This is a genomic window from Gloeobacter violaceus PCC 7421, assembly GCF_000011385.1.
In the GTDB taxonomy this organism is placed as follows: domain Bacteria; phylum Cyanobacteriota; class Cyanobacteriia; order Gloeobacterales; family Gloeobacteraceae; genus Gloeobacter; species Gloeobacter violaceus.
On record NC_005125.1, the window covers coordinates 1,154,530 to 1,178,164 of the forward strand.

At 58.9% G+C, this 23,635-nt stretch carries 21 protein-coding genes; 7 read left to right on the plus strand and 14 right to left on the minus strand.

Translation table 11 applies throughout. The features are described 5' to 3' along the window. The first annotated feature begins 88 nt into the window (after positions 1-88). The 3 genes from GLL_RS05585 (at position 89) to GLL_RS05595 (ending at position 5,097) form a co-directional block, all read left to right on the plus strand. Positions 89-799, plus strand: coding sequence for an ABC transporter ATP-binding protein (locus GLL_RS05585; RefSeq protein WP_011141078.1), 711 nt, complete (start codon positions 89-91; stop codon positions 797-799). Between the two features lie 52 nt (positions 800-851). Then, the gene (locus GLL_RS05590; protein WP_164928677.1) at positions 852-3,098 is read left to right on the plus strand and encodes a M56 family metallopeptidase; all 2,247 of its coding nucleotides are present in this window, start codon (positions 852-854) and stop codon (positions 3,096-3,098) included. Positions 3,099-3,642: 544 nt separating this feature from the next. Then, complete coding sequence (locus GLL_RS05595; protein ID WP_011141081.1) at positions 3,643-5,097, plus strand: bifunctional orotidine-5'-phosphate decarboxylase/orotate phosphoribosyltransferase; 1,455 nt, start codon at positions 3,643-3,645, stop codon at positions 5,095-5,097. 6 nt (positions 5,098-5,103) lie between these two features. On the opposite strand, the gene GLL_RS05600 is transcribed toward GLL_RS05595, so the two are convergent. The 4 genes from GLL_RS05600 to GLL_RS05615 all read right to left on the minus strand — a co-directional run bounded on the left by GLL_RS05600 (position 5,104) and on the right by GLL_RS05615 (position 7,254). Beyond that, on the minus strand, positions 5,104-6,051 hold the full coding sequence (locus tag GLL_RS05600; protein WP_011141082.1) for a CHAD domain-containing protein: 948 nt from the start codon (positions 6,049-6,051) through the stop codon (positions 5,104-5,106). 76 nt (positions 6,052-6,127) lie between these two features. Further along, complete coding sequence (locus GLL_RS05605) at positions 6,128-6,361, minus strand: DUF2905 domain-containing protein (RefSeq protein ID WP_164928678.1); 234 nt, start codon at positions 6,359-6,361, stop codon at positions 6,128-6,130. A gap of 139 nt (positions 6,362-6,500) precedes the next feature. Beyond that, positions 6,501-7,085 carry a 2'-5' RNA ligase family protein gene (locus GLL_RS05610; RefSeq protein WP_164928679.1) on the minus strand — a complete coding sequence of 195 codons (585 nt, stop codon included), beginning with the start codon at positions 7,083-7,085 and terminating at the stop codon, positions 6,501-6,503. A gap of 1 nt (position 7,086) precedes the next feature. Further along, positions 7,087-7,254 carry a cytochrome b6-f complex subunit PetM gene (locus GLL_RS05615; RefSeq protein WP_197530125.1) on the minus strand — a complete coding sequence of 56 codons (168 nt, stop codon included), beginning with the start codon at positions 7,252-7,254 and terminating at the stop codon, positions 7,087-7,089. Between the two features lie 103 nt (positions 7,255-7,357). Between GLL_RS05615 and sat the strand changes: the two genes are divergently transcribed. Beyond that, positions 7,358-8,536, plus strand: a complete 1,179-nt coding sequence (sat, locus tag GLL_RS05620) for a sulfate adenylyltransferase (protein WP_011141086.1) — start codon at positions 7,358-7,360, stop codon at positions 8,534-8,536. 166 nt (positions 8,537-8,702) lie between these two features. On the opposite strand, the gene GLL_RS05625 is transcribed toward sat, so the two are convergent. Next, positions 8,703-9,350, minus strand: coding sequence for an NUDIX domain-containing protein (locus GLL_RS05625; RefSeq protein ID WP_011141087.1), 648 nt, complete (start codon positions 9,348-9,350; stop codon positions 8,703-8,705). An 80-nt stretch (positions 9,351-9,430) separates the two neighbouring features. Here GLL_RS05625 and GLL_RS05630 point away from each other — a divergent pair, with 80 nt between their 5' ends. After that, positions 9,431-9,925 carry an NUDIX domain-containing protein gene (locus tag GLL_RS05630; protein WP_011141088.1) on the plus strand — a complete coding sequence of 165 codons (495 nt, stop codon included), beginning with the start codon at positions 9,431-9,433 and terminating at the stop codon, positions 9,923-9,925. 3 nt (positions 9,926-9,928) lie between these two features. On the opposite strand, the gene GLL_RS05635 is transcribed toward GLL_RS05630, so the two are convergent. The 3 genes from GLL_RS05635 to GLL_RS05645 all read right to left on the minus strand — a co-directional run bounded on the left by GLL_RS05635 (position 9,929) and on the right by GLL_RS05645 (position 13,018). Then, a complete protein-coding gene (locus tag GLL_RS05635; RefSeq protein ID WP_011141089.1) occupies positions 9,929-11,185 on the minus strand; it encodes a rhodanese-like domain-containing protein in 1,257 nt (418 codons plus the stop codon). 243 nt (positions 11,186-11,428) lie between these two features. After that, positions 11,429-12,622, minus strand: coding sequence for an SRPBCC family protein (locus GLL_RS05640; protein WP_011141090.1), 1,194 nt, complete (start codon positions 12,620-12,622; stop codon positions 11,429-11,431). A 138-nt stretch (positions 12,623-12,760) separates the two neighbouring features. Beyond that, a complete protein-coding gene (locus GLL_RS05645) occupies positions 12,761-13,018 on the minus strand; it encodes a hypothetical protein (protein ID WP_011141091.1) in 258 nt (85 codons plus the stop codon). A 17-nt stretch (positions 13,019-13,035) separates the two neighbouring features. Here GLL_RS05645 and GLL_RS05650 point away from each other — a divergent pair, with 17 nt between their 5' ends. Further along, on the plus strand, positions 13,036-13,638 hold the full coding sequence (locus tag GLL_RS05650) for a sigma-70 family RNA polymerase sigma factor (protein ID WP_011141092.1): 603 nt from the start codon (positions 13,036-13,038) through the stop codon (positions 13,636-13,638). 136 nt (positions 13,639-13,774) lie between these two features. Here GLL_RS05650 and fabF read toward each other — a convergent pair whose 3' ends face one another. The 6 genes from fabF to GLL_RS05680 all read right to left on the minus strand — a co-directional run bounded on the left by fabF (position 13,775) and on the right by GLL_RS05680 (position 20,642). Continuing rightward, positions 13,775-15,046 carry a beta-ketoacyl-ACP synthase II gene (gene fabF / locus GLL_RS05655; RefSeq protein WP_011141093.1) on the minus strand — a complete coding sequence of 424 codons (1,272 nt, stop codon included), beginning with the start codon at positions 15,044-15,046 and terminating at the stop codon, positions 13,775-13,777. 121 nt (positions 15,047-15,167) lie between these two features. Next, entirely contained in the window at positions 15,168-16,322 is a 1,155-nt protein-coding gene (locus GLL_RS05660) for a 2-oxo acid dehydrogenase subunit E2 (protein WP_011141094.1), read from the minus strand. A gap of 6 nt (positions 16,323-16,328) precedes the next feature. Then, positions 16,329-16,874 carry a transketolase C-terminal domain-containing protein gene (locus GLL_RS05665; protein ID WP_197530126.1) on the minus strand — a complete coding sequence of 182 codons (546 nt, stop codon included), beginning with the start codon at positions 16,872-16,874 and terminating at the stop codon, positions 16,329-16,331. A gap of 30 nt (positions 16,875-16,904) precedes the next feature. Beyond that, positions 16,905-17,960, minus strand: coding sequence for an IS4-like element ISGvi3 family transposase (locus GLL_RS05670; RefSeq protein ID WP_011140874.1), 1,056 nt, complete (start codon positions 17,958-17,960; stop codon positions 16,905-16,907). A gap of 65 nt (positions 17,961-18,025) precedes the next feature. Further along, on the minus strand, positions 18,026-19,501 hold the full coding sequence (locus GLL_RS05675; protein ID WP_164928680.1) for an alpha-ketoacid dehydrogenase subunit alpha/beta: 1,476 nt from the start codon (positions 19,499-19,501) through the stop codon (positions 18,026-18,028). 325 nt (positions 19,502-19,826) lie between these two features. Then, complete coding sequence (locus GLL_RS05680) at positions 19,827-20,642, minus strand: AfsR/SARP family transcriptional regulator (protein ID WP_164928681.1); 816 nt, start codon at positions 20,640-20,642, stop codon at positions 19,827-19,829. Positions 20,643-20,882: 240 nt separating this feature from the next. Here GLL_RS05680 and GLL_RS05685 point away from each other — a divergent pair, with 240 nt between their 5' ends. After that, positions 20,883-23,624 carry a serine/threonine-protein kinase gene (locus GLL_RS05685; protein WP_011141097.1) on the plus strand — a complete coding sequence of 914 codons (2,742 nt, stop codon included), beginning with the start codon at positions 20,883-20,885 and terminating at the stop codon, positions 23,622-23,624. The last annotated feature ends 11 nt before the right edge of the window (positions 23,625-23,635 follow it).

Genomic DNA, 23,635 nt, shown 5'->3' on the forward strand with positions numbered 1-23,635 from the left:
GCTGAGCGCAAGAGCAATTAATAATTTAGTAGACACGGGCAATTCACGGTTGTTGCGCCTTTTCGGCCCTATGCGATTTTTCTGCCCCATGAGCACCGACTACCGACCGCTGATCCAGTTGGAGAACGTTTCGAGGGTTTTTGTCACCGATGCCGTGGAGACGCGCGCCCTTTCGGAGGTGAGTCTGACGGTCGGGGCGGGCGAGTACGTGGCGATCGCCGGTCCGAGCGGTTGCGGCAAGTCTTCGTTGCTGTCGATTTTGGGCCTGCTCGATACACCCACCGGCGGCGAGTATTTTTTTGAAGGAAAGCCGATGTCCCGGCTTGGCCCCAGCGAGCGTTCGCGCCTGCGCAACCGCCGCATCGGCTTTATCTTTCAGGCGTTCAATCTGATTGGCGATTTGAGTGTCGCTGAGAACGTCGAATTGCCCTTGACTTACCGGGGGCTTGCGGCCGGCGAACGCGAGCGGCGCGTCGAAGCGGCCCTGGAGTGCGTCGGCCTCGCCCACCGCCGCAAACACTGTCCGGCCCAACTGTCGGGCGGCCAGCAGCAGCGCGTCGCCGTCGCCCGCGCCCTGGCGGGAAGGCCGCCGCTTTTGCTGGCGGACGAGCCGACCGGCAACCTCGATTCGGCCAACGGTGAAACGGTGATGGAGCTTCTGGGCGAATTGCACCGGGGCGGCACCACCATCTGCATCGTCACCCACGATCCGCGCTTTGCCCGCTGCGCGAGCCGCACCATCCACCTGCTGGACGGGCGCGTCGTCCATTCGGATGCCGTGCCGGTGCAAGCCCAGTGAAACGCACTCAAAAAGTACCCGCTCCACCGCTTCCTACACCCAACGAGCCGCCATGCCCCACTTGAGCGTGTTTGTCGATCTCTCAGCCGCGATTGCCGAGGCATTGCTCAACGGTCTATGGCAGGGTGCCCTGCTGACGGCGGTGGTGGCCATGCCGATGGCTTCGGCAAAGCGCCTCAATGCCGCGACCCGCTACGCTGTCTGGTGTGCTGTGCTGGTGACGGTGGCCGTCCTGCCGCTGGTATCCGGGCGGCTGCCCACCGTCCCTGCCCCGGTTCCCAAAGGGGTGGAACGGGTGGTACCTGCCTCTGCGGTTGCGGGGGCTCCGGCCGCCGTCTCCATTGCGGCGCCCGTGGAAGCACCCTCCGCCCCGGCTCCAAGCGATTCCGATTGGCAATTGCCGCAGGTGCCCGACAGCTGGCCTGTGGGGCTGGTTGGAATCTGGTTGAGCTTTGCCGGTTATCGGTTGGCCGGCGTCCTGAACAGCTTACGCGCTCTGCAGCGGCTCAAAGCGCGCAGTATGCCGCTGCAGAGCGCCTATCGCGAGGCTCTGGAGCCGTGGCTTGCGACCACCCCCCGACCGGTGCGGCTGTGCAGCGCTCGGGACGTGCCGGTGCCCGTGGCGGTGGGTCTTTTTAACCCGACGGTGATCCTCCCGGAGGCGCTGCTGGCACAGCTGAGCGATGGCGAACTGGAGCAGATCGTTTTGCACGAACTGGCGCATCTGCGCCGCTGGGACGACTGGACCAATCTGGTGCAAAAGCTGATCGAGGCCATCTTTTTCTTTCACCCCGCCGTGCTGTGGATCGCCCGGCGGCTCGATACCGAGCGGGAGATCGCCTGCGACGACGCTGTGATCGCCGTGACCGGCAAACCGCTCCCTTACGCCGCCTGCCTGGCCCGGTTGATCGAGCTGACGCGCGCTTCTGGGACGAGTCGGCTGCAACCCGGGGTGCTGAGCGGCACTTCCCAGATCCGGCGGCGGGTCGAAATGCTGCTCAAGCGCGACCGCAACACCCGGCCCAGGCTCTCCTCGCCGATTTTGGCGGCGGCGGCGGTGCTGTTGAGCGCTTCGGCCTTTGCCGTGCAGATGGTGCCGGTGGTGTTGGTCCCTCGCTCCGAGGCCGCTCTCGATTTTGAAGCGGATCTCTTGGTGGATCTGGGCCTCGATTCGGGGGCGTTTGCCGCCGACTTCGAGCGCGCCCGCCAAGAACTGGAGCGCGCCGAACAACGGCGCGAGGCCGAGTACGCCCGCCTGGAGCTCGAACACACCAGGCACGAGGCGGAGTACGCGCGCATGGAAGCCGAGTTCGAGCGGATGGCGAAGCGGGCTGTGGCGGAGCGCACCGCCCCGAAAGTGGCTCGCCGTGGCGAAGATCCGATCGAAATTCCCGTTCCCGATGACGAGGAAGAGGCTTTGCGGGAGTTTAGCGGCGTCGTGCTTGCCACCGAGACGCTGGAGGAGGCGATTCCCTCGCCCCAGGAGGTGCTTGCTGCGATTGCATCGATGCCGTCGGCCTCCGATCGCGCCCGCGCCCTGGGAGCTTACGCCGAGGGCGAAGCAAAAAACGCTGCACCGCTCACGCCCGCTTTTTTTAGACTGATCGAGGGTTTGCCTGCTGACGACGATCGCCGTCGGGTGCTCTCTACGGTTCTTGAAAGATCTGATCTGGAGGAGAGTGTCCTGCTGCGGGTGCTGCGCAGTGTCCAGAGCTTGACTGCGGACAGCAGCAAGCGCCGGGTGCTTGTCGAGGTGCTCCACCTGCCGCCGCCCGAAAGCGAAGCCATTGTTGCGGGGGTGCTGCAGGGGATCGATACGCTCGCTTCCTCCGGTGACCGGCGGCGCGTGCTGGGTGAACTGCTCGATTTGCCCCCGAGCGAGAGCGTCACCCGCGGTGCCCTAAGAGCGGTGCACGGCATTGCGGCGAGCGGCGACAAAGCGAACGTGTTGCTCAAGGCGGCGGCATTGCCGCTTGGCGAAGCGGGCCTTGCCGCCTTTTTTGACGCCTACGCCGGGGTCAGTTCCTCCAGCGACAAGCGGCGCGTGCTCTCGCGGCTGCTCGAACACCAGGGCGGCGGCTATCGGCCGGTGATCCTGGGCATTCTGGAGGCGATGCAGAGTATTCCTTCGAGTGACGACCGCGCCCGGCTGCTGTTGCGCATGGCCCCGCAAGTCGCCACTACCCACGACCCGACGCTGCTCGCTGCCTTTTACCGGGCCTGCGATTCGATTCCCTCGGCCACCGACCGCCGTCGCGTCCTCACCCGGCTGGGCCGGCTGGCCGTCGAGCAGCTCTAGTCGTTCGCTCCACATCGCAATTGGCTGAACTGGACGCACTGGCGGGGGAAATCGGCAAACTGGCGGCAGGTTCTTGAAGATTGTTGGCTGGGGGTTTGCTGGGTTTGGCACGAGGGTCTGTGGAGCGAGAGGCGGAACCCCCTTCGGGTTCCCCTCTCGCGCTCTCCCCCTCCCCGCGTCGAGGGGCTGCCAGCCCCCCGACACCCCCCGGACTTATCGGCACGGTGGGCATGAGAATTGGTGGGTGGGACGGGCTTATTCTTCCAGTGCGTGCACGACGCGTGTCGACTGCGGCGAAGAGGCTTGCTCGCCGTTGGGCTGCGATTGTGTTGGGAAGTTAAGCCGTTCAAGGGACGTGACAACCTGATGGTCAATGGTTTGCCCCTGGCACCCTTTTTTTCAGTTCCGTTCGCACAGAAAAACGTGCTGAAACGCTCCAGCGGCTGCAACCGGTGCAGCGAAAAACCGGGAGGTTTGTCCTGGGGCATGCCGCTGGAGTCGATAACTGCGCCTATCATGGCCCAAAGGGCGGCGGTATAGAGCCATGAATTTTTTCGACAAACTGGACAAGGCCATCGCGCAGCAAGGCAGTCTGCTGTTTGTCGGCCTCGATCCCAACCCCGAGATGCTGCCCGAGCGCTACGGCCGGACCGCGTCGATTGCTGCTTTGCGCGACTGGATGCGCGCCCTCGTCGAGCAGACCGCCGCTTCTATCTGCGCCTTCAAACCGACCCTCGGTTTCTATCAGGCCCTCGGTCCGGCCGGGATCGACCTGTTGCTGGAGGTGCTCGAGTGGATCCCGCCGCACCTGCCGGTCATTTTGGATGCCAAACACGGCGATCTCAACACCGGTACGCAGCTCGCGCGCACGTTCTTTGAGGACTGGGGGGTCGATGCGGTCACCATCAATCCCTTTGCCGGTCAGGATGCGGTGGCGCCGTTTTTGCTCTACCCGCGCAAAGGGGTATTCGTCCTCTGCCACACCGCCAATCCGGCGGCCCAGGCGATGCAAGCGCACCCGGGCCAGCAACCGCCGCTGTATCAACAGGTGGTCCGCGAGGCGAGGGGTTGGGGTCTGCCCGAACAACTGGGCCTGGAGGTGGGTACGGTCCGGCCGGAGATCCTGGCGCGCGTGCGCGCCGCCGCACCCGAGCGGCTCATCATGGTGCGCAGCCTCTGGGCCGCACCGCCGGGGGCGCTCGCGTCGATGCTCGCCGCCGGCCTCGATGCAGCGGGGGCCGGTTTGCTGGTGCCGGTGCCCCAGGAGTGTCTGGGGGCAGACACTCCTGGCCTCAGCGTCGCAGCGCTGCGCTGCGAAATTGAAGCGATCCGGACTGTCCCCGGGGATGTACCGAGCAGCTGCACCCTCTGGCAACCGGATGTCTGCCTCATCGAAACCGATCGGCTCCTGGATCTGGCCTTGCAGCTGTTCGACACCGGCTGTATTCTCTTCGGCGAGTACGTCCAGGCCAGCGGTGCGGTGTTTCCGTACTACATCGATCTCAGGCGGATTATCTCCAACCCGCAGCTCTTTCAGCAGGTGCTGCTCGCCTACGCGGAAATCTTGAGCACCCTGTCCTTCGATCGCATCGCAGGAATTCCCTACGGCTCGCTGCCCACCGCCACCGGACTGGCGCTTCACCTCAACCGGCCGCTGATCTTCCCGCGCAAGGAAGTCAAAGCCCACGGCACCCGGCGGGCGATCGAGGGCACCTTCTATCCGGGCGAAACGGTCGTGGTGATCGACGACATCTTGATCACCGGCAACAGCGCCGTAGAAGGGGCGCGCAAGCTCCAGTCCGTCGGATTGGTGGTCCGCGATATCGTCGTGCTCATCGAGCACGGTCCTGAGGCGAGCGCCTTTTTGCAATCGCAAGGGTACAATGCCTACGCCGTACTGCCCTTTGAACGTATCGCCCGCACTCTGCATCAGGCTGGACGTATCGACGACAGCCAGTACGCCGCCCTCGGCGAAGACAAGCTTGCGAGCGCGAGTTGAGCCGCCTCAGGCCAACTTTTGCAACGCAGGCTCGGTCCTTTGCGATGGTGCGAGGCCCTGCTCGCTGCGTTGCCAGGCTCGCCAGTAGGCGCCCAAACGCCGCACAAAGGCGCCGGGCGTCTCGGCGTAGAGCTTGATCCCCAGGGGCTTTGCCAACCGCTGCAACTCGGTGCGCCGCCGATCGATGTCACTCAGCAGCCAGGCTCCCTCGGCGGCATAATCGACGGGGATTTGCTTTGCGACGGTCTCATAGAGGACTGCCAGGTCGTGGTCGTCCCCCAGGTAGTCGGCCAGTTGATGGGCCTGGGTGGCGCAGGGCGCCAGCAATTCCGGCCAGAGCGGGGTGAGCACCTCGTACTGGTGCCAGAGATCTTTGACGCGTTTGCGCCAGGTGTGAAAGTGCTCCGGGTCGGGATCGGCAAAGGCGGCCTTCATCGCCCGGCGACCTTCGCGGTAGACCCACAGCAGACCGTCCTCGAGAAGCTTGAATCCCTCGCGCTCCAGCGGCCAGTCTGCAAGCCGCTCTTGTAGGCCGACCAGAGCCACGACAACGTCGGTAACGGCCGTGCGGTCAAGTTGGGTGCTCGCAGCATTGCGGTCGATGGCGTCCGCGAGGGCGTCAAACAAACCGTCGGGCAATGGCCCTACCTGGTCCTTGCGCACCTTGGCCAGCGTCTGGGTAAGCACGTGGGCGTCGCGCGCCTCGGAGAGCGCCCGTCCGGCCTGCTGAACGACCCGGTCTTCGCCTTTGTACCTGCCCGCTCCCAACTCGGCGCGCACTAGGCGCAGCAGTGCGCGCAACCGCTTGAACAGCTTGCGGGCGGAGTGCACGGCTGCTTCGGGTTGCTCGTCGTACCGGGTGCCCAACAGTTCGAGCGCTTCGGCAATCTGCTCACGGACAATGCGCCGAATTTCTTGCGCAACCGGTTGCGAAGCCGACAGTTCAAATGGCATCTTTGCCTTCCTTGCGTGTACCAATACTCCAAGTTAGCCCACCGCCAGGCCAATCACCGCCACCATCGAAGGCGCGTTAGCGCACCAGCCGCAGAGCGCTCCACACTGCAGCACTGCCTACAACGGCAAATAAAATGCTCGTCATCAAGGGAAAGTAAAGCGTCACTCCGCCGCCGCTGTAGACGACGTCCCCCGGCAACCGCCCGAGCGGCTCGGGCACATGCTGCCGAGCGGCGGGCCAAAGCGAGCCGGCAAAGGCGGTACCCACAACCCCGGCCAAGAATAGCAGCAATCCCAACCCTTCAGCCATGCACAAGCCTTGCCATCGACGACATGTTCCCCAGCGGGGCACTCTTTTGTTGTAGTCGTATCAGTCCCGACAATCCATCGACCAAAAGACACAAGCAATCCGTTCCAGGGGCGGACTTCAGCAAAACGCCCACGGGCGCCTACGGTTGCAACGCAAATTCTTTGCAGACTTGCCAGCGCCCACCCCCATGCATCAGCAGGGTTAGACGGTGCACCGCAAATTCCATGGACAACGGCCGGTCTTTAAATTGAGGCCAGGCGCGCGCAAAGTTTTCCTGCGTTAAATCCCGAAAAGCAACGGTCATGTGGGGAACATAACGCCGGGAGCGCGACCTCTCGACGACGCCCAGCACCCGCTCGAATCGCTCCGCAAGGGAGATCTGCAAAGCTTCGAGGGCTGCATTGGCTACCACATCGATATAGATGACCCGCGGCGGGAAAGCCGCAAATCCCGACAATGCCACAACAAAACGGGGCTGCTTGTCGGCGAAATTCAGCAGACAATCCTCAAGCCACTCCCGCTCCGCAGCGGGCCACTCGAAAGGCGGCTGCAACGTAATATGCGGTGGCGATCTCAGCGCGCCGCAACTGGCAAAATGGTCGGCAAAAATCTGCTGGATGCGCTCGACTTCCTGGGCAATTACCCCTGGAGGCAGCACCGCCACGAAATAGCGATCGTGCTCCCCGGCGCCCCCCCGGACTCCAGAAGCGCCCGCCTTCGCCATTTCAGGCTTCTTTGCCCTCACCGCGCAGCTTGAGGACACCAAAACCGATGGCCATACCCACCAGCGTCAGTACGAAAACCAACCCTGCTACAAAAAAGATCTCGCCCGTCATCGCCTCGGCTCCCTCGTTGTTGGTGCTTTTGTACCAAATTGCCAAGATCCTACGCAACAGCAGCCCAAATGCACACAAAACTTCACGCATTTGTAGCGATAGCAACGCAGTTTAGCCGCACCAGTGGTAATCTGACTGCAGAATTTCTTTACAACAAGTTATGAGCAGCGCCCCAAAACAGACTATCGCTCCGCATGGCGGAACGCTCATCAACCAGGTGGCCACCGCTGAGCAACGGCAGAAGTATCAGGACGGCGCCGGGGGCTTTAAGCGCGTTCGCATCGACGATCGGGCCGTCTCGGATCTGGAGTTGATCGCCATCGGCGGTTTCTCGCCCCTGACCGGCTTCATGGGCAGCGAAGATTACCATTCGGTGGTCGAGAAGATGCGCCTGACCAGCGGCGTGGTCTGGTCGATCCCGATTACGCTGCCGGTGAGCGCCGAGGTGGCCGAGACGCTCGAAATTGGCGAGAGCCTCGGTCTGGAGGACAGCACCGGTACCCTGGTGGGCATTCTCGACCTGGCTGAGAAGTACACCTACGACAAGCTGCGCGAGGCCGAAATGGTCTACCGCACCACCGACGAGAAGCACCCGGGCGTCAAGGTGGTCTACGGCCAGGGCGATGTTTATCTGGCCGGTCCGATTATGCTCCTGGAGCGCCGTCCCCACCCGCTGTTCGCCTCCCGCCAACTCGACCCGGCCGATTCGCGCCAGGCGTTTATCGACAAGGGCTGGCGTTCAGTGGTCGGTTTCCAGACCCGCAACCCGATTCACCGCGCCCACGAGTACATCCAGAAGTGCGCCCTGGAGATCGTCGACGGCTTGTTCCTGCACCCGCTGGTCGGTGCCACCAAGAGCGACGACATCCCCGCCGATGTGCGCATGCACTGTTACGAAGTGCTGATCGAGAAGTACTACCCGCTCGACCGCGTGATCCTCGCCATCAACCCGGCGGCGATGCGCTACGCCGGTCCGCGCGAGGCGATTTTCCACGCCCTGGTGCGCAAGAACTACGGCTGCACCCACTTCATCGTCGGGCGCGACCACGCGGGGGTGGGCGACTACTACGGCACCTACGACGCCCAGTACATCTTCTACGAGTTCGAGCCGCAGGATCTGGGGATCACGCCGCTGATGTTCGAGCACGCCTTCTACTGCAAGCGCATCGCGGGCATGGCCACCACCAAGACCAGTCCCTCCGGCCCCGAGGACCGGATTCATCTCTCCGGCACCAAGGTGCGGGCGATGCTGCGCGAAGGTCTCGAGCCGCCGCCGGAATTCACCCGCCCCGAGGTGGCCCGAATCCTCATCGAGGCGATCCAGAAGCAAGGCCAGTAAACCCTCCTGGGGTTTCAACCCAGCCCAGGTAGCGCCGGATCAGATCAATCGGCGCTACCTGGGTTTTTTGCACAAAGGCGGTGCATTCAACATGTCGTCCTGCGCTATCCGCCCGAGCTAAAGGGTCTGTTCGAGCCTTTCGCGCCCCAACTGGCCGCGGCGTTTGTCAGTCTGTGAGCGTCCGGGCCGCCAGAAACCAGGCGGCAACGGTCATGCCGCACCAGATCTCGCCGTCGGCCACTTTGGAGGGGATATCGGCGACGGCCACCGGCACCGCGGCAGTCACTTCAAAGGGGTCTTCGCCCTCCAGGGGATCGCTTTGCAATTGGCGGCAGACAAACACCGTGCACCACTCGTCGGTGAGGCCCTTGCACGGGTTGAAGCCGCCCACTTCCTGCCACAGTGCCGCCCGAAAGCCGGTTTCCTCACGCAACTCGTTCTGGGCGCCTTCGAGGGCGCTTTGACCGATTTTGCGCCCGCCCCCCGGCAGTTCGAGGCTCTCGCAATCGCGCAAGTAGCGGTACTGGCGCACCATCAGGACGGTCTTTTCGTCCATCAACGGCACCACCAGCACCGAGCCGGGCGTCTGGACATAGTAATATATACCCGTATTGCCCCCGGCGGTCCGAAAGTGGTCGCGCCGGTAGCTCCAGTAGGGGTTGGTGCCGAGGGTCTCGCTGTCGAGTTTTTGCCAGGAATCGAGGCTTTCGCTGCTCATGAAGCTTTCGAGAATTTGGTGCGGGTGGTGCAGTCGTCCCGCCGCGTCGCGGACCAACCGCGCGGGCAGGACGGGGACAGTATACCAAAAAATCATCTTTACCCGGGAATCGGGCTCCGTTACAATAGCGGGCGCGCAAACATCGATTCCGCTTTGCCACCCGACAACAGGTCCGAATGAAGAGAATGCCGCCCAAAGCCGCCGCTGCCGCCGCGCCCGCATTGCCCGACACGTTTATTCCCCAACCGCTGTACGACCAGATTCTCGCCAATCTGCCCATCGCCTGTGTGGATGTGGCTATCGTCGCCCAGGGTGCGGTCCTGCTCGTCAAGCGCAAGGTGCCCCCGGCGATGGGGCAGTGGTGGGTACCCGGAGGCCGGGTGCTCAAGAACGAAATGATGAAGGATGCCGCCCGGCGCAAAGCCTTCGAAGAGGTCGGCATCGAATGCCACGTGGGGCCGATCATCCACACCGCCGAGACGATCTTTCCGGACGGTCCCTCGGGTATCCCGATCCACAGCATCAACAGCTGCTTTTTTTTGTATCCGGTCGCCGCGGTCGGAGCACCCGTGCTCGATCGCTTCCACGAAGAATATCTCTGGGTGCAGCGCATCGCGGACGGACTGCACCCCTACGTGGTCAAGTGCTTGATGGGCGCGGGCCTCGACTGAACTTCAAAATGGAGCGTCCTCGTCCTCCTCGTCGTCCATCGGCATCTGCACCTCGGCCGACGAGAGGTCCGCAAAAGCAAGCATCTCGTCGGCTTGGGCTCCAAAGTGCTCTTCGCCGCCGGGTGGCAGGTGTTCTTCTGCAGACGGCGTCCATGGGTTGAACGGGGTCTGGTCCGGCTCGGCCAGGAGCGTCGCGGACGCGGCTAAAAGCTCGAAAGCCGCCGCCGGCTCTGGACCCGAGGCGGTGGGGAACTCGGCCGGGGCCGGCGGCTCGGAGGTACCCACCTGCGGCGACTCCTCCGCTTCTTCCTCGGCGTAGCGGCAGACGGGCAGGCCCATCGCCTCCCACTCGGTAAAACCGCCCGCGTACTCCAGGACCGGGAAGTAGCCCGCTTCTTGGAGGATGAGCGTCCCACGCGCCGCGATGCCGTCGAGGTCGCTGTAAAGCACGACGGGCAGTTCGAGGGTGCTTTCCATCTGCTCGAACTGCTCGTAGACAAACAATTCAAGTCTATCCAGGGAAGCATTAGCCGCTCCTTCGATGTGCCCTTGTTCGTAGTCGCTGCTGAAGCGCACATCGATGAGCAGCAACGGGTTACCGCTTTGGAGCAGTGCGAGCAGGGCAGAAGCGTCGATGTGGCGGGCACCGGCATGCACAAAGACACCGCTCGCCTCAAACACAGCAGCGGGATCGTTGCCATTGCCTTTTGCCAAACGTTCCGGCCACCCGGCTTCGCTGCGGAGCAAGCGCGTCAGCGCTGCGTCGAGCGGCTCGCCTGCCAACCGATGGCTGTCGAGCCGAGCTTCGAGCGTTTCCACCATCGGCCCCAGACGGCTGAGATCCTCTGCAAGATGGGCTGCGAAGGTTTCTTGGAGCGCCTCGGGGCCGTCGGTTTCGAGTGCCGTGGGCAGTTCGAAGAACATTTCGACGGTGAGTCGGGTCGCCTCCCCTGCAGGGGAGGGCTCGAAAGTCACCGATCCGCTGTTTTCAAAGTCGCTCTGCACCGAGCGCCAGGCAATCCGGCGGTTGGGTTCTAGTTCGGTAATATAGACCGTCCACTCCTGCGCGGTACCGCCGATATCGCCGCTCCAGCGCTGGATGTGGCAGTTAGTGGGATCGAGTTCGACGCTTTTGACGTGGTGGAAAAATAACGGCGAACATTCAAACTGTTTCCACAGCGAATAGAGCAGTTCCGCTTTTGCCTGGACTTCCACGGTGGTGCGGTGTGGAGCGCGGACCGTAGTCGCTTCGGACGCCATGGCAGTCTCCCTGGATTTAAGACACTTTTATCACAAGAATTTTGTTTGCCCAAGTCGCTCAGAGCCTTTGTCTTCAGAATTTTGAGCGGCGAATACTGGTAGAAACTATGTAGATTTTATATTTTTCTTTTTGATCCCTAATTGGGATGTTGGATTGCAAAAACAAAGGCCCGGGCATTCGCTACCCAGGCCGGTTTGTCTCGATTCGACATGCCGCGCAACGGCGCGGCTGCAAGCGGCAAGCTAGCGGGGATCGGTCTTGGCGCTGTCCTCGTCCCTCTGTTCCTGCCTGCGCAGGAACTCTTCCTCGCTTAAGGCCGCGTTCTCGCCAGCACGGCCCATGGGGGAACCGTAGGCTTGGGGCTTGACCTTTTCCTGGCCGTCGGCCGTGCTGCCCACCACCGGGTTGTCGTTGGGGGTCGGGGCGGTGATCACGCGATCGATGTACTCCTCGCGCTCGGGCAACCCCTTGCTCTGGATCTGACCCATGGTCTGTGTCTCGACGGGCTGACCCGCCGAGCGCCAGGCGGCGAAGCCGTCGGTGTAATCGAGCACGTTGGTGTAGCCAACTGCAAGCAGGCGTTGGGCAGCAACGGCACTGAGGCCGTCGCCGCTTTCGGAATAGACGATCAACTGCCGATCGCCCTCGCCGCTCATCGGGGCGGTGATTTCGCGCGCAATCTCCTCCAGAGACTCCAACGGCGCGGCGTTTGCCCCCTGGATGTGGGCCGCTTTGTAAGCTTCCAGCGGACGCACATCGAGCAGAGTGAAGGCCACCTCCCCCCAGCCGAGGCGATTCGTCAATTCGGTGGTGGTAATCACCCCGCCCCGCGGGGCATGGTCCATGTCGTATTCGGCCGGTTCGATACGGGTGGGCAAGTCCTGGGCGATCATGCCTTCTTCGCCTGCCAGCACCGCCTGCAAAGCCGCTTCCATCGATTCACCCTTCTGGGTTCGTTCGGCAATGCGCCCGTAGATTCCTTCGCAGTAGGTCTTGAAGCGGGTGAGATCCTCCTGCAAGCCTTCGTCGAAGCGATTTTTCACCCAGACCGCTTCGGCGATATCGCCCAGGGCACCCATGGGCGGGTCGTAGCCGATCTGAGCAGTCAGCTGCGTACCTACGCCCGCACGGGGTTCGAAGGTCAACGAACCGCTGTTCTCGAAACCTTTTACCGAGCGCCAGGCGATTACCCGGTTGGGGGTGAGGGTGCTGATTTCGGCGTCCCATTCCTGCTCGATGCCGAAGATTTTGCCCTTCCAGTGCTGCACCAGACGGTTCTCTGGAGCCGTGCGCACCTCCAGGATGTGGCGGAAGTAACGGGGAAAATTTTCAAATTGGGTCCAGAGGGCGTAGGCCAGCTCCGGGGGGGCGGCGATATCGATGCTCACCCTGTGGTTGCCGTGGGCAGCAACGGTATCACTGGTACCGATTGCCATGAATGCCTCCTGATCAGGTTCGATTGCTTATTACACCCAGCTTTACAAGACAACTAGCCTTTTCCATCCACCGCAAGTGAGAAATGTTGCGTTCGTCCCGTCCGGAGAATTGATTTAACAGCCGAAGGGACTATTTCTTCAGGTGTAGGTATCAAAAACTCTGCCGCCTATCCTGCGCCTGCACACCCAGAAGGTCGGATTCTCGAAATTTTCCCAGCGATAAACGATCCTGCCGGTCGGGTGACTTCGTATTTTAGATGGCGTTGGACGATTCGCACGGCGCAGGGCGCCGAAGGGAAGGATACCTGTGCAAAAGTTGCCCTGGCAGGCTCCGTACACCGCCGCCTGCCCTACTGGTTCGATGTCGAGGCGTTCGAGGCTCACTTTTTCGGCCATTGCTGGAGAACTAGCGCATGAGTACCGTTGAGGACTACGGCCACCAGGCTGGGAGCGAAGGTGATCTCACACAACTACTATGCAACTGGCAGCGCGGAGACCGACAAGCTCTCGACCGCCTGGCACCGATTCTTGAAGGCGAACTGCGCCAACTGGCCCGGCATCTATTGCGCTCGGAGCGCTGCGGACATACCCTGCGGCCGACGGCCCTCGTCAACGAGGCCTATCTGAGGCTGATCGACCAGCGCCAGGGCTGGCAGAACCGCGCCCACTTTTTCGGAGTGGCGGCCCACCTGATGCGACGGGTACTGGTGGATTACGCCCGCGCCCGCGCCCGACACAAGCGGGGTGGCGGGGCATGCATGCTGTCTTTGGATGAATCCCTCGCGGTGGCCGCGCCAGAGGCCGATATCGATCTGCTGATCCTGGATGCGGCGCTGGAGCGGCTGGCTATCCACTCGCCCGAGGAGTGCCGGGTGGTCGAGTTGCGTTATTTTGCCGGTCTTACCATCTCGGAGACTGCCGAGGTACTGGGTCTGTCGGCAGGAGCGGTTACCCGCCGCTGGGCCTTCGCCCGCGCTTGGCTGCGTCGGGAACTGGGTGATGAGACTTCCGAGTGAAGTGTACTTCATGCCCAAACACCTCAGCCTCCAACCGCATTTGAGCCCGGAGCAACTGTTCGAGCACTATCGCCCGGCGATTGGTCATTCCGTTCGCTTACCCCGTGTAGTACAAATCTGGAAACCGCGGCGTAGATTATTCAAGCATGCCGGGGAACTTGCGAAAAATTAATGATACGTTATGTCCCCCAAATCCAAATGAATTTGACATCGCTACATCCACAATTTTGTGACGACTTTCCTTCGTCACAAAATCGAGATCGCATTCAGTATCAGGATTTTGGAGATTGAGCGTGGCAGGGATCTGGTCCTTAGTGATCGTCATGATTGTTGCGATAGCTTCAATCCCCCCCGCTGCTCCTAAGAGGTGACCAGTCATCGATTTGGTGGAGTTGATAGGAATCAGAGGAGCTAGTTCTCCAAATGCAAGACTAATTCCTTTAATTTCCATTGCATCGTTAGCAAGGGTGCTAGTGCCGTGGGCATTAATGTAATTGACCTGGCCAGGAGATAAGTCGGCATCCTCGATAGCCAGTCGCATTGCCTGAGCTGCCCCAGCACCGGTTGGTAAAGGAGAAGTGATATGATGTGCATCACAACTAGCTCCATATCCGATCAATTCTGCATATATCTTTTTACCGCGCCTGAGAGCGTGTTCAAGTTCCTCAAGCAAAAGGATTCCTGAACCTTCTCCAATGACAAATCCATCCCTACTTTTATCAAAAGGTCGACTAGCTTTTTCCGGTTCCTGATTGAGAGTAGATACAACTCTAGCAGCTTCAAACCCTGCGATGACCAATGGTGTGATGGGCGCTTCGGTGCCTCCAGCAATCACTGCTTGAACATGCCCCAACTGAATTAACCGAAAAGCATCTCCAATCGCATTGGAACCGGCAGCACAAGCAGTAGCTGGGCAAAAACATGGCCCCGTCGCTCCAATTTGAATAGCGACCTGAGCAGCAGCCATATTGCAAATCGTCATCGGCGTCAAAAAGGGACTGCAACGATCTGGTCCTTTCTGGGCATAAACATTTGCTTGTGCTTCGAAGATTCGGATTCCCCCAATGGCTGTACCAATCACGACCCCCACTTGACTGGCATTCAGTGCATCGATCGAAAATTGAGCATCGTCAAGGGCCTGCCTAGCCCCGGCAATAGCGAACTGAATACATCTTTCGGTGCGCTTAGCTGCTTTTAATGATAGATAATCTGACGCCTCAAACCCCTTTACTTCAGCAGCAATCTGGCAACGATGATGCGATGTGTCAAAGTACGTGATCCGACTCACCCCAGATCTGCCAACAAGTAACTGCTGCCAGAAGGATTCTGGATCATTTTGTAGAGGAGTAATTGATCCCATGCCTGTGACGACAACGCGCTTTAACTCTCTTTGATTCCTGCTTTTCATTTCTTATTTCCTATCTCGGCCAGTGAAAAGTTTCTTAAGCTGGTTATTGCTACACCAACCTTCGGTTAGGCTTGCAGCAAACCTGGGCCGTCTGGGCTGTCAGACAACTTAGCCGTTTTATTCATAATTCACTTGAAAAAGATTCGACTTGCTGAGCGATATCATTCAAAAAGAGTGCGGCCCCAGCTCCGTTGATCAAGCGATGATCGAAAGTCAATGCTATGTTGGCAACCTGTTTACCCGCCTGCCCATAGGTTGAGCCGATGAACATGACAGCGACTGCAGGGGCTACCAGGGCAGGTGTTGCGTCAACAATTCCATATTCACCAAGGTATGACAAGGTGATTTGGGTTGACTCAGAAGCTTGATCTCCTTCTTTGATTGCTTTTCTCATCTGTCGCCGTGCTGTATTTGCGAATGCTGCAGGGCTCAAACAGTCTGCCTCAGGGATCACTGCCGTAATTAGTTCGTCATTGGGTCTGGCAATCGCAATCCCCAGGTTTAGAAGACGGTACTCTCGAACCGAATTTTCACCTGTCAAAACAGAACGAAATTTGGGGTGTTTCTTACTTGCTTGTGCTACACAATAGGCGAACATCTGAAATTCAGAAGGCAAAGGAGAATCTCCTCTGTTCGTGAGAATCTGAATCCCTTCTTGAAGGCGAAACCAAGCCACTGGGCGTGAAATGGTCCCCGGCACTACCAATTCAGTGCTGCGCTTGAGTCGATAGAGCAGTGTTTTCTGTTTGCCGGATATAGAGCGCTCCAGGTAATCGCAACGAACTTGCTCCAGACTCGGTAAAATTTCTGGGTTTGACTTCGCAGCAACGTATTTGTCTACATCCCGTGGCATCAGCTTTTCCGTTAGAGCTGAGATCTGGAGCATCTCATCTTCAGGGATCCCCAACTGCTTACAGTAGGCGCGGGTTCGTGGCGGAATTACGGCCGAAGAGGAAGGGGCAATCTGGGATTTTGGCTTCGTTTCAGGAAACTCCGCTTTTCGTGGCTCCAAGTGCGGGGCGGCCGAATGCTCGATAATGGTTTGGATCCGTGCAACTGGACTTCCAACGAGGACAACATCATTTTCTTCCACCAGCCATTCTTGAATCACTCCTTCATAAGGTGACTCCACATCCATCAGAGCTTTGTCCGTCTCTATGACGTAGATTGCCTCATCCCGCTTGATGTGCTCACCGGAGCGCTTGAGTAGTCTGTCAATCAAAACTTCCTGCAAACCCTCTCCCAACTGGGGAATCTTGATTTCTGTGATGACCATCTGCCGTTACTCTAGAGTTGTATAAATTGCTTCTAACACCCTTGTCAAGTCGGGCAGCACGGCATACTCCAAGACTGGATTGTAAGGAATAGGCACATCCGCCCGTGCCACCAGTTGCGGTGGAGACAAAAAGTAATTAAAACGTTCTGGCATGGAGATCATTTCTGTGATGACAGCCTGACCGAAACTACACGTACGACTGTCCTCATTGATCACAACCAACCGTCCAGTTTTTGAAAGGGATTTTTCAATCGTTTCCCAGTCACACGGCACAAGCGTAAGCAGGTCAATGATCTCGATCGAAATGTCCTCACTTGACAATCGTTCAGCTGCTTGCTCCGCCAACTCCAAACAGTTTCCCCACGTTACGACCGTGACATCGCCTCCTACCCGCCTAATTGCAGCTTTTCCCCACGGAATAGCTTGATAGTTCTCCACAGGCGTCCGCATCCTCATGATGTGCTTCGGGATCAATATCAACGATGGATCTTCATCCTGAAATGCAGACCAAAAAAGCCCAACTGCATCGGTGGGTGTGCTGGGAACGGCCACCCGAATACCTGGAATATCAGAAATGTTGAATCAATGGACATATGTACACGCTCTGGGCAGCCGCGCTCTACGCCTCTGGCTACCGAGTAATTTTCCTAGCCAATGCACATAACTGATTTCTTGGCACATACAACATTGCAAGTAGCGCAACTTATCCAACCGTTGGCTCCCCCAAATCTTCGGCACGCTCACCAGTTCCAGCAACAGGTGGGCAATCAGGGTGATGTAGAGCTGCATCCGGATACCATTCTCATTTTTTGTCATCAGCCGCTTCAGCTTCAAATGCATTTTCAGAAACTTCCATAACAGCTCTATTTGCCAGCGTTGACGGTACAGTTCCATCACCTCCTCGTCCCTGACTAACCATTCGCCTTCGGCAGGCAAATTGGTGACCAATCGATACTCAGCCCGGTTCTCGATATCGCAGAAGTTGACCACCCGATACACCCCGGACTCTTTGCCCGTTCCCACCCGCATCTGGCCAGCATTGCCCTCGAAGGTGAGCTTGTAATTGCTCGGGATGCGCATTAAAAAATATTTGCTTGATGCCTGGGCATTTTTTAGATATTCCAGTCCTGCAAAGCCCCGGTCGAATATACCTACGCCATTTTCAGGAATCGCTTCAAGCATATCATTTACGAAGTTGGAATCGTGGTCGTAGCCAAAGTTGATCAGGCTACCCTCGGTGGCGCCGCTGCCGTGTTCAAGGCAGGTGAGCAGTTTGACCTGGTGATAGTCTTGTGCCCATAGCAATTTGCTTGTCAAGCCGACTACCGTCGAGTCAATTGGGCAAGGATGTAGTTTTTTAGCGGGCAGTTCTCGCCTGACCCGGACCAGCAAGGCCTGATACAACTGCTCGAAGATTTGGAGAGAGCGGGACTTGCAGGCTTTGGAAAAAGTGGAGATATCGACGGGGATGCCAGTGTGGTTGACGCGTTTGAAGAGGTCCCGCATGCTGACGGTACTTTTGTCCATCACCAGGGCAAGCCAGCAACTGAAAAAGAGCCTGGAATCGAGAACAGGAAAATCATCATTGGGCAAGGAAGACAGAGCGGTTTTGACAAGTTGCGGAAAATCGAGTAGCATTGTCTCAACATAATGAAATTGAACACAGCTCGAAGTTTACACGACTTCGAGCTGTTTTTGTAGGATCAATTCCTGACATTCAACACTTCTGCTGGAATATGTGTCCACCACCCCTCATTACTCTGGCTGTGCCAAGTGCTTCCACCTGGTAGATAGGCTCCGTAGGGCGCATAGAGTACCATTGGGCAACTCCAGTCGCCCTGTGATCGCCAGCGCAGCGTGGCAATTTGTTGCACCAATTGGTTAAAAGCGGGAGTAATGAAGTCTATAAACTGTAACTCAAATACAGGTTTGTAACCCGTTGCAGCCAACCCTGCTGCAACGCCCACAATGGTTGCTTCTGCCAAAGGCGAGTTAGTAACTCTCTGTGAGAACTGACTACTCAACCCTTTGGTAAAGCCAAAGACTCCCCCTTTAGGATCCTCAATATCTTGACCAAACATGATCATTTGAGGGTAAAGTTGCAATGCTTCTCGCAGAGTCTGGTTTATGGCCGCAACCATCGTTGTGGTTCGTTCAACGGGTTGGAAAGGAACACATTGATGATCAACTTTTGAGCCATATAGATGAACCAAAATCTGATCAGGGTTTGGGGAGTTTTCCCGTTCGGCTTGCTGATAAATCTCGTCGATCGTCATTGCAGTTTTAAACTGCAAAGCCTGCCATTCAGTTGCTGTTAGCTCTCCAGCGTTGATTAGATGTCTGGCCAGTACAGAAAGTGGATCCCGTTGCAGCATCGCATCGATCTCTTCTTTCGGACGGTAGATGCGATGATCATCAGAATTGGTATGGGAAACCAACCGATCCAATTCAACCCAAAGAATTGTAGGCCCATTTCCCTGTCTTGCCTTGGTAATGGCTTGTCCGCTGTGATTGAAAATTTCCGCAGGATGTCGTCCATCGACTCGAACGAAAATCTCTTCATTGAATATGCCTAACCGGAATGGAAGTTGATGTTTGGTAGATGTGCTAATTCCATAGGCATTATCTTCAACTACGAATATCACGGGCAGCCTTTCTTGAACCGCCATACAAACTGCCTCATAAAATTCACCTTGTCTAACGGAGGCATCCCCAATAGTACAGATCACCACATCGGTTTTTTCAGAATGTTTGATCCCCCATGCAGCGCCGACAGCAGGTAAGCATTGACTTGCGGTCGGTGTAGCAGGTGGGAAAATATTCAGATGTTTAGCTGAACAGTGAACAGGCATGCCTCGCCCACCGGTCGAAGACTTGGCGCAGGCAAAATAGTCCCAGGCTAACTGCTGAGCTGTGAAACCTTTTCCCAGCATCAATGCGCGATCTCGATAGTACGTGAAAAGATAATCTTCACGATGCAAATGGTGGGTGATGGCAATCAAGGATTCATGCCCCATCCCTGGGATATGAATCCAGCCTTTTCCCTGGCGCATCAGATTCCCTTCACGCAAATCACCTTCACGTACAATCAACATCAAATTCAGTAATTCTTTCAAAGGAATTGTGAGAGATTGATCTGAGATCCTCATCACTCTGTCGCACAGTGGATTCTGCGTCATGTTTTTATCCTCTATTCCTCACCTGATTTGATAGGCGGTGTTGAAACACCCAATGCCTATTTCTGGCTTGGTCAAATCGCTATGAGCCCTCGGTTTAGCTGAGCTTGGAGCGCAGAGTATGTTCTCCAAATATCCCTTCTGTCTAAACAACGCGACAAACGCCGACCATTTGATCGCTCGGTGGAAAAATTGTTTTGCCCGGACTCGCCTCTTTGCAAAAATTCTGAGATTGCACAATCACTCTCACTCATTTAAGCGCTATCAGAAGCGCTTAAATGTAAAAAACTTTCCTACAAACTTTGCAGATGGGTCGGTGACCTTGTTTTTAGAGATTCTCGCCCCGGCGCAGCTCTTCGAAAAGGCGGGTTGTCTCAGCAGCCGGCGGGGAGTCCAACTCTCGGCGCAACAGGTGCACCAGGGTCTGGTACTGCCGCAGCGCTAGACCCGTCTCTCCCAGGCAGGCGTAACAGCGCATCAGTTCGCGGTGGGCGCGCTCCAGCAGATTGTCGCAAGAGACGATGCGCAGGTAGACGTCGGCGGCTTGCAAACTCCGCCCGATGGTGCTCAACAGTTGTCCCAGGGCAAACAGCGCCTCCACAAACCGCCTGTGCAGTTCCTCCCGCCTCTGCAGGCACCATTCGCTCTGGATCATCCCTTCGAGCAATTCGCCCTCGTAAAGGCCCGCGGCCGCCTCGAAGCAGGCGATGGCCCGCTCGGGGGCAGAGCTTTCCAGCCGCTTCCCCTCGGCAAAGTGAGCCTCGAACTCCTCGACGTCGAACCAGTAGGGTAAGCGGCGATTGAAGGTATAGCGCTGGTGTTCGTAGACGATCCAGTCCGACGGGCCGAGGGCGCGGCGCAGATGGTGCAATGTGGTATGAAAACTGCGGCGCAACTGCAGCGCCGAGGCGTCGGGCCACAGCGCCAGGCCGAGTTGCTCCTTGGTGGCAAAGCGGCGCAGCAGCAGGCAGAAAAACAGCTCCCGGGGCCTGGCGTAGGTCCAGTCGGCAGCCGTCAGGGCGTACTCGCCCCGGTACACCGAAGCCGTACCCAGGGCGTAGATGCGCAGTGGCAGCAGCGTTTCACTCGGGTCGGCCGCGTTTGCCGACGGGTGATATGGGGTCTTACAGGGCAACTTCTGCACAGGTATCCTTTCCTTCGGCGCCATGCGCCGTGCGAATCGTCAAACCCCACGCGAGGCAAGGTAGGAGTTACGAGGTAGAACTCCTCTCTGCCCAACAACGCGACAAACGTCGATGAATTGATCGCTCGGCATTGAAGCATTTTTTAGCGGGCGCAGGGCCAAGTCCCTGTTTGTCGGCAAAAACACCGCCGACAGCAAGCGCGCCGGAGTAAACTTTTCGCGCGTCCAGATAGTGGAATCGTGTTGACGACTGAACAGTGGCAACGGGTGAAAAACCTGTTTGCCGAGGCGCTCGAAAAGCCTGCCGATGAGCGGCGGGCTTTTTTGGAGCGCTCCTGCGCGGACTGTGCGCAGATGCTGGCGGAGGCCCTTTCGCTGTTGGAGCACCACCGGGAGAGCGAAAACTTTTTGAACCGCCCGGTGGTCCAACTGCTGGAGGAGCCCATACCAACTCTGCAGCCAGGAGACAATCTCGGCCCCTATCGGGTGGTGGGCAAACTCGGCCAAGGCGGGATGGGCAGCGTCTATCTGGCGGAGCGGGCGGACGCGCAGTACAGCAAGCAGGTCGCCATCAAAGTCCTGCGCGCCGAGCTCGGGACGGAGACACTGGTGCGGCGCTTCCGCCTGGAGCGGCAGATCCTCGCGGACCTCGATCATCCGAATATCGCTCACCTGATCGATGGCGGCACGACCGCCGGGGGGCTGCCCTACCTGGTGATGGACTACATCGACGGCGAACCGATCGACCGCTACTGCGAGCGTCGTCGCCTCGCCGTGCGCGCCCGGCTGGAACTGTTCCTGGGGGTGTGCGGGGCAGTTTCCTACGCCCATCAGCGGCGAATAGTCCACCGTGACCTCAAACCCGGCAACATCCTGGTGACGGCGGAGGGAATGCCTCGATTGCTCGATTTCGGTGTCGCCAAGCTCCTGGAGCATGCAGAGAGTATCGCGCCGGAGGCAAGCCTTACGGTCGGGACCGAACAGCCCGCCGGGGTCACCGGAGGAGCGCTCACCCCCGAGTACGCCGCGCCCGAGCAGTTACACGGGGGGGCAATCACCCCAATCACCGATATCTACGCCCTGGGTGTGGTGCTCTACGAATTGCTCCACGGCAGTCGGCCTCCTCGCCCCGGGCCGGAGCCTGCTGCCCGACCCCAATCCAGTCAGCTTGAAGAACTCGACAGCATCGCCTGCAAAGCCATGTCCGTGGAGCCGGAAGGGCGTTACCCCTCAGTCGATGCCTTCGCCGCAGATATCAGGAATTATTTAGACGGTCGGCCAGTCACAGCCCGCGGTGTCTCCTGGCTCTACGGCGCCCGCAAGTTCCTCGGCCGACACCGAGTGAGTACCGCTCTGGCTGCGGCGGCACTGGCACTGGCGAGCGGTTACGGTTGGTCGTTGCTGGAGGAGCGCTTGCTGGCGGCCTCCGGTAAAACCGTGGTGGTGCTGCCCTTTAGCGAGCGGGGCAGCACCGGCGACGAGCGCCTTGCAGATGGACTCACCCTCAGCCTCACCACCCATCTGGGCAAGGTAGCGGCGCTCACGGTCATCTCCGACCGGGCGGCGATGCAGTACCGCGACAGTAGCCTTGCTCAGATCGGCGGCGACCTGGGAGCCACCGGCGTACTCACCGGCAGCGTCCTGCGCTCGGGCGAGCGCGTCCGCATCGCCGCCCGGCTGGTGGACCCCCGCAGCGGCACCCAGTTGTGGGCGGAGCAGTATGACCGGAAACTGCAGGATATTTTTGCAATCCAGACGGAAGTGGCGCAGCGGATCGCCGCAGCCATGAAAGCAAAGCTTACACCCGAGGAAAAGATCCGCTTGGCGCGAGCGCCTGCCCAAAACGCCATGGCCTACCAGTACTATCTGCGCGGACGCGAGTACAACAACCGCTTTACGGTCAAAGACAACGAATACGCGATCGGTTTTTTCAAGCAGGCCCTGGCGCTCGACCCCGACTTCGCCCTTGCCCGGAGCGGATTGGCCGTCGGCTATCTCAACCGGTTTATCTACGGCGGTAAGGTGTCGTGGCGCGAGGCCGCCTGTCGGGAGGCGGGCCGCGCCGTTGCTCTGGAGTCCGGTCTGGCCGAGGCCCATAACGCCATGGCTGCCTGTTACTCGCAGATGGAACTGCGCCTCCAGCCCCAGGCGATGGCGGAGTATCGCCGGGCCATCGACTTGAACCCAAATTTTTTCTCGGCAATGTACAACTACTCGGCCATCCTGGCCAGCCTCGGCAGGCTGGATGAAGGTCTGTATTGGATGAAAAAGGCGGTCAGGGTCAATCCGCTGTGCATCGGTTGTTATCGCTCGATTGCTTCCTACTACTGGCTACTGGGAGAAGCCGCAAAGGGCGATGTCTGGATCGATAAGGGTCTTGCCCTCATCCCGGATGGAGCGAGACTGCATGTGAGCCGTGGCCGCGCGTATCTGCCTCGGGGGCGGTACGATGAGGCCCGGCAGATCGCCTTGCAGGTGCTTAAAGAGGAGCCGAACAATGCGGAGGCTTTGAGTCTGGCGGGGACGGCGGAGCGGCTGAGCGGGCGCTGGGAACGCTCGCGCCGCTACTACGAGAGGATGCTCAAGCTCACCGAGACCACGGACCTGGAGGATGCGGGCGACACCAGTTTGCGGGCACGGACCGCCCTCGGGTATCTCGCACTTCAGGAAAATCAACCGCAGCGGGCACACCGCCTGCTCGCGCAGAGTCTGGATTTTGACCGCAAGCGCATTGCCGAGGGCAATGAAGAATGGCTGTACTTTCGAGATATGGCGGTAATTCACGCCCTGGGCGGAGAACGGGAAGCGGCAGTGGTCCAGCTGCGCGAAGCGATCAAAAACGGCTACCGCGACGTGCATACATTGCAATTTGACCCAATCTTCGAGAACCTGCGCAGGGATAAGCGTTTCGAGCAACTTCTGACCGATCTCAGGGCACAGATAGAGAAGATGCGTTTGCGGGCGCTCGCCCAAGAATTGTAACACCCAGTGCT

Excerpts from the sequence above, each read along its gene's own strand:
- GLL_RS05675 (WP_164928680.1), bottom strand. The coding sequence starts at position 19,501 with ATGACGCAGAATCCACTGTGCGACAGAGTGATGAGGATCTCAGATCAA.
- GLL_RS05595 (WP_011141081.1), top strand. The coding sequence starts at position 3,643 with ATGAATTTTTTCGACAAACTGGACAAGGCCATCGCGCAGCAAGGCAGT.
- GLL_RS05625 (WP_011141087.1), bottom strand. The coding sequence starts at position 9,350 with ATGATTTTTTGGTATACTGTCCCCGTCCTGCCCGCGCGGTTGGTCCGC.
- GLL_RS05650 (WP_011141092.1), top strand. The coding sequence starts at position 13,036 with ATGAGTACCGTTGAGGACTACGGCCACCAGGCTGGGAGCGAAGGTGAT.
- GLL_RS05605 (WP_164928678.1), bottom strand. The coding sequence starts at position 6,361 with ATGGCTGAAGGGTTGGGATTGCTGCTATTCTTGGCCGGGGTTGTGGGT.
- GLL_RS05660 (WP_011141094.1), bottom strand. The coding sequence starts at position 16,322 with ATGGTCATCACAGAAATCAAGATTCCCCAGTTGGGAGAGGGTTTGCAG.
- GLL_RS05610 (WP_164928679.1), bottom strand. The coding sequence starts at position 7,085 with ATGGCGAAGGCGGGCGCTTCTGGAGTCCGGGGGGGCGCCGGGGAGCAC.
- GLL_RS05670 (WP_011140874.1), bottom strand. The coding sequence starts at position 17,960 with ATGCTACTCGATTTTCCGCAACTTGTCAAAACCGCTCTGTCTTCCTTG.
- sat (WP_011141086.1), top strand. The coding sequence starts at position 7,358 with ATGAGCAGCGCCCCAAAACAGACTATCGCTCCGCATGGCGGAACGCTC.
- fabF (WP_011141093.1), bottom strand. The coding sequence starts at position 15,046 with ATGAAAAGCAGGAATCAAAGAGAGTTAAAGCGCGTTGTCGTCACAGGC.
- GLL_RS05640 (WP_011141090.1), bottom strand. The coding sequence starts at position 12,622 with ATGGCAATCGGTACCAGTGATACCGTTGCTGCCCACGGCAACCACAGG.
- GLL_RS05590 (WP_164928677.1), top strand. The coding sequence starts at position 852 with ATGCCCCACTTGAGCGTGTTTGTCGATCTCTCAGCCGCGATTGCCGAG.
- GLL_RS05645 (WP_011141091.1), bottom strand. The coding sequence starts at position 13,018 with ATGGCCGAAAAAGTGAGCCTCGAACGCCTCGACATCGAACCAGTAGGG.
- GLL_RS05630 (WP_011141088.1), top strand. The coding sequence starts at position 9,431 with ATGAAGAGAATGCCGCCCAAAGCCGCCGCTGCCGCCGCGCCCGCATTG.
- GLL_RS05585 (WP_011141078.1), top strand. The coding sequence starts at position 89 with ATGAGCACCGACTACCGACCGCTGATCCAGTTGGAGAACGTTTCGAGG.
- GLL_RS05600 (WP_011141082.1), bottom strand. The coding sequence starts at position 6,051 with ATGCCATTTGAACTGTCGGCTTCGCAACCGGTTGCGCAAGAAATTCGG.
- GLL_RS05635 (WP_011141089.1), bottom strand. The coding sequence starts at position 11,185 with ATGGCGTCCGAAGCGACTACGGTCCGCGCTCCACACCGCACCACCGTG.